Source organism: Laceyella putida (genome assembly GCF_042665195.1).
GTDB classification, from domain to species: Bacteria; Bacillota; Bacilli; order Thermoactinomycetales; family Thermoactinomycetaceae; genus Laceyella; species Laceyella putida.
On the sequence record NZ_JBHTBW010000068.1, the window covers coordinates 1 to 5,139 of the forward strand.

At 49.2% G+C, this 5,139-nt stretch carries 4 protein-coding genes; all 4 read right to left on the reverse strand.

Annotated features, from left to right (window positions below; all coding sequences use genetic code 11):
• Window positions 1–183: 183 nt before the first annotated feature.
• Window positions 184–1,863: a glycerol-3-phosphate dehydrogenase/oxidase gene (locus ACFQNG_RS18120; protein ID WP_379867257.1), complete on the reverse strand. Its 1,680-nt coding sequence runs from the start codon at window positions 1,861–1,863 to the stop codon at window positions 184–186.
• A gap of 115 nt (window positions 1,864–1,978) precedes the next feature.
• Window positions 1,979–3,472, reverse strand: a complete 1,494-nt coding sequence (gene glpK, locus ACFQNG_RS18125) for a glycerol kinase GlpK (protein WP_379867259.1) — start codon at window positions 3,470–3,472, stop codon at window positions 1,979–1,981.
• Window positions 3,473–3,490: 18 nt separating this feature from the next.
• Window positions 3,491–4,201 carry an MIP/aquaporin family protein gene (locus tag ACFQNG_RS18130; RefSeq protein ID WP_379867260.1) on the reverse strand — a complete coding sequence of 237 codons (711 nt, stop codon included), beginning with the start codon at window positions 4,199–4,201 and terminating at the stop codon, window positions 3,491–3,493.
• A 186-nt stretch (window positions 4,202–4,387) separates the two neighbouring features.
• A complete protein-coding gene (locus tag ACFQNG_RS18135; protein ID WP_379867263.1) occupies window positions 4,388–4,945 on the reverse strand; it encodes a glycerol-3-phosphate responsive antiterminator in 558 nt (185 codons plus the stop codon).
• Window positions 4,946–5,139 lie beyond the last annotated feature (194 nt).

A 5,139-nucleotide genomic window follows, 5' to 3' on the forward strand; every position in this document is an offset into this window, starting at 1 on the left:
AAGGTCGTTTCAATGCTTCCTTCTTACCCTCGTTGCTTTATTCCATATCTAATTTTCAAGGTGCGTTGTTTTTTGTGATCACCGCATCGCGGCGACAAGAATTAATATAGCACGGCTAAAAAACAAATGCAACCCTTTTTTATAAAAAAATCTCCCTTATCAAATGACAAGGGAGAACATCCTTCATTTCTTTCTAATGACGCCATTATTGCTTGCCTTGTCACTAACCACTTCAGTCACATAGTTTATCTCCTGCTCTAATTCCCGCTCCCACCGCTTTCTTGCTTGCTCATCCCAAGCACCATAATTGGCCATCACTTCAATCACCCCATCTTTCCACCGCTGGACCCAGGCGATGTCAAACAGCATGGCTCCTGTGCGGCGGAGCAAATAGTCCACAGGCGTTAGGACCATTTCATGTTCCAATCCATACATGAGGGAAGAATAGAGGTCAAGTGGGATCGCATAGCGCTCGGCCGCAGCCTTTCCATCCTCGGTGGCCCATTGGTAGACGCGTTCCACATTGGCGCCATATAAACGGGTCAACCATTCGGCTTGTTGTTCTGTATACCCCAACTTTATCCCTTGCTTTATTTTATCCGTCACAAACGATGCAAACTGCGAGGCCCCACCCACTTCTCCCCCTGAGATCGGAATGCGATGTGTTTGGCACGCGGCAAAGTTTCTTCCTGTTTCTTGATGCAATTCTTTCGCCACCAGATTGACTACTTTTTCCGCCATTTTGCGATATCCGGTGAGCTTCCCACCCGCGATGGTGATCAACCCCGTCTTGGAATGGAAAATTTCATCTTTGCGCGATATCTCCGAGGGAGACTTCCCTTCCTCGTGAATAAGGGGACGGATGCCGGCCCAAAACGTCTCCACATCCTCTTGTGTCAATTTAACCTCAGGAAACATGCCATTGACCGCCTGCAACAGATAATCCCGATCCGTTTCCGTGACCCTGGGATGGGTGAGGTCTTCGCGGTAATCGGTATCCGTGGTCCCGATATACGCTTTGCCGTCACGCGGAATGGCAAAAACCATCCGTCCGTCTGGCGTATCAAAATAGACGGCCTGTCGCAATGGAAAACGGCTGCCATCCACCACGATATGGACACCTTTGGTCCAATGCAGGGTTTTCCCGTGTTTGGAGCCATCCATCTCCCTCAACTCATCCACCCATGGGCCTGTCGCATTGACAACTTTCTTGGCGCGCCAAACATGTTCCTCCCCGGATATCTGATCCCGCACTTTTACACCGACCACTTTGCCGTTCTCATACAAAAGCTCGGTCACTTTCATATAATTAAACGCCTTTGCACCCAACTCAACCGCTTTTTTCATCACTTCCAACGTTAGCCGGGCATCGTCGGTACGGTACTCAACATAATATCCCGAACCTTTCAATCCCTCTTTGCGCAGGAGCGGTTCTTTTCGCAACGTTTCATCTTTGTTTAACATCTGCCGCCGCTCGCTCTTCTTGACGCCCGCCAAACGATCATAGACGGTCAACCCGATGGAGCTCGCCCATTTGCCATAGGTTCCTCCCTTCACGATTGGCAACAACATCCACTCCGGTTTGGTGACATGAGGTCCATTCTCATAAACAATGGCCCGTTCTCTCCCCACTTCGGCAACCAGTTGCACTTCCAATTGTTTGAGATAACGCAATCCACCGTGGACCAACTTTGTGGAACGGCTCGATGTGCCGGCGGCGAAGTCTTGCATCTCCACCAGCGCCGTGTCGATTCCGCGCGCTTGTGCGTCGAGTGCAATGCCAGCCCCTGTAATCCCCCCGCCAATCACCAGCAAATCCACTTCACGTTGCATGTCTTGTTTCCACTCTTGTCTTCGGCTCATGTCCGATCCCTCCTTATGATAATAAAAAAACCACATAATCCCTTATGCCATGAGTGCATAAGGGTATGTGGTTTATCTCCAAATCTCCATAACCTATTAACTTGTTCTTCAGCCATTACGGTTTGAACGCCCGTGTGGCTTCAACCGCTTTTACCCATCCATTGTACAACTTTTCTCGTTCCGTGTCATCCATCTGGCTGTCAAAAATCGCATCCCGGTGCCAATGGTGGGCAATTTCGTTTTTGCCTTCCCAATATCCCACCGCCAAACCGGCCAGATACGCAGCCCCCAAGGCTGTTGTCTCCAAAACGTTCGGTCTTTCCACTGGTACCCCTAAAATGTCACTTTGAAACTGCATCAAAAATTGATTCGCGGTGGCCCCCCCGTCAACACGCAACTTTTTCAATTGAATGTCGGAATCCCGTTCCATCACCGTTAAAACGTCTTTGGTCTGGTAAGCCAGTGACTCCAACGTCGCCCGAATAAAGTGTGCGTCGGTCGTGCCGCGGGTTAACCCCAAAACCGCCCCGCGGGCATCCTGATCCCAATATGGCGTGCCCAAACCGACAAACGCCGGGACGACGTAAACCCCATCGGTTGAGTCCACTTGTGTTGCAAATTGTTCCGAATCGGCTGCATGCTTGATCATTTTCAATCCGTCGCGCAACCACTGAATCGCCGATCCCGCGATGAAAATGCTGCCTTCCAACGCATATTCCACTTTGCCATCCATTCCCCAAGCGATGGTGGTAAGCAGTCCATGTCGGGAAGGAACCGCTTTCTCACCTGTGTTCATTAACATGAAACAGCCCGTGCCGTATGTGTTTTTGGCCATCCCCGGTTCAAAACACGCTTGCCCAAACAAAGCGGCTTGCTGATCGCCAGCGATCCCCGCGATCGGAATTTCCGCATCCAAAACCGCTTTGCTCGTCTTGGCAACCACACCGGAAGAGGCTCGCACTTCCGGCAACATGGACGGGGGAACCGTTAATGCGGCAAGCAATTCTTCATCCCACTTTAACTCGTAAATATTGTACATCAGCGTCCGCGAAGCGTTGGTATAGTCGGTGACATGCACTTGCCCATTCGTCAGCTTCCAGATCAGCCACGAGTCAATGGTGCCAAAGAGCAGGTCTCCGCGCTCAGCTTTTTCCCTGGCCCCGTCTACATGGTCAAGGATCCATTTCACCTTCGTCCCGGAAAAATAGGCATCAATCAATAACCCTGTTTTGTTGCGAAAAACATCATTCAACCCCTGCGCAACCAACTCGTCGCAAATGGCGGAGGTTTGTCTGGATTGCCATACAATGGCCGAATAGACGGGCTTGCCGGAATGTTTGTCCCAAACCACCGTCGTCTCGCGTTGGTTCGTTATCCCAATCGCCGCGATCTGGCTGGCTTGGATTCCCGCTTTCTCAATCACTTCATCCAACACCGCTTTAACAGACTCCCAAATCTCTTCCGCATCATGTTCCACCCACCCCGGCTGAGGGAAATATTGGGTGAACTCCTGTTGCGCAATCTTCACGATTTGTCCTGCTCGATCAAACAGTATCGCCCTGGAACTGGTTGTCCCTTGATCAATCGCTAATACATATTGGTTAGTCATCCTCTCACCCTTTCACTATTAATACAAGCATCCATAAAGGAGCGCGGCAAGCACCGCTCCGATGACGGGTCCCACGACCGGAATCCAGGCGTATCCCCATTCCGATGATCCCTTTCCCGGAATCGGCAGGATGGCATGGGCCAAACGCGGGCCCAAGTCCCTTGCCGGATTAATGGCGTAACCCGTGGTTCCCCCGAGCGACATCCCAATCGCCACAATCAGAAAGCCCACGACCAGGGTTTGCAAACCGTCCGCAAAAACAACCCCTTTGCTGCCAAATGCAAGTAAGGCAAATACTAACACAAAAGTACCAATGATTTCGCTCAATAAATTGGACGGCACATGTTTAATCGCGGGGGAAGTGGCGAACACGGCCAGTTTATCCCCAGGTTCTTCCGTTTTGGACCAGTGGGGATAATAATGCAACCAAACCAAAACGGCACCCAAAAAGGCTCCAATCAACTGGGCAACAATCATATTCCCCACTTCCGACCAAGACAACTTCCCTGCGACGGCAAAAGCAATGGTCAAAGCCGGATTCAAATAAGCGCCACTGACGTGGCCAACCATATAAGCGGCAACCATCACAGCCAAACCCCAACCAAAGGTGATCACAACCCAACCGGCTTGATAGGCTTTGGACCGGTGTAACACCACTCCGGCAACGACCCCATTCCCCAACAAAATCAACATCATCGTGCCAAGTAACTCAGCGGTAAAATGAGACATACAATCCCTCCTCTTTTCAAAACGAGTACAAAAAAGAGCCACTAGGAACCTACTCTCGTTCAAACGAACCAGAGGCCTTAGTGACTCTCATCGACTCATGTCAGCTATGAACTTAAATCAGAACTGAATTTCGGAAGCGCTATCAATGTCTATTTTAAATAATAGATACATAAATTTCAATACTTTTTATCGAATATGCCACAATTTTTTATTTGACGTCGTAATGGCAACGGCTCCTGCTTGCAAAGCTTGATCAAGCTCCCGTTTGGTTCGAATCAAGCCTCCCGCCAAAATCGGGATCTTTGTTTCTTCCACCACTTCTCTAATCACATGCGGAATGACGCCTGGGAGCACCTCGATATAATCCGGTTGTGAAGATTCCAATAAACGATAACTCGTTTGCAAAGCATGTGTATCCAACAAAAACACGCGCTGAATGGCAATGATTCTCCGTTTCTTGGCTACTTGCACCACAGGGGTTCGGGTGGAAATCAAACCGGCTGGTTTGACCATTTGACACAGAAATTCAGCTGCATATTCGTCATTTTTCAATCCTTGAATTAAATCAACGTGCAATATCACTTTTTTCTGATGTTGGTGTGCCAGTCTCATTAGAGGTGGAAGTTGGGCGATGTGGCAATCAAGCATCACAATATACTCATATGCGCTTTCCAGCAATTTTTCGAAGTCCTTGACACTTTTTGCGGCGGGCAAAAGTTTTTGGCGTTGAAAATGTGACGTCATCCAGCTCTTCCTTTCTATCTTATCTATCTTATCTATCTTAAGGCATTATCGTTCACTCATGATAACACAAAACAGAAACAAAAAGCCTCCACAACCTTTCGGCTGTAGAGGCTTTTCGCGCATTCCCTGAAAACTAAAGAGTGAGTAAACCGTGACCTGAGAAAGTGTTCGTTCATTTAGCTCGTAAGAGCTCC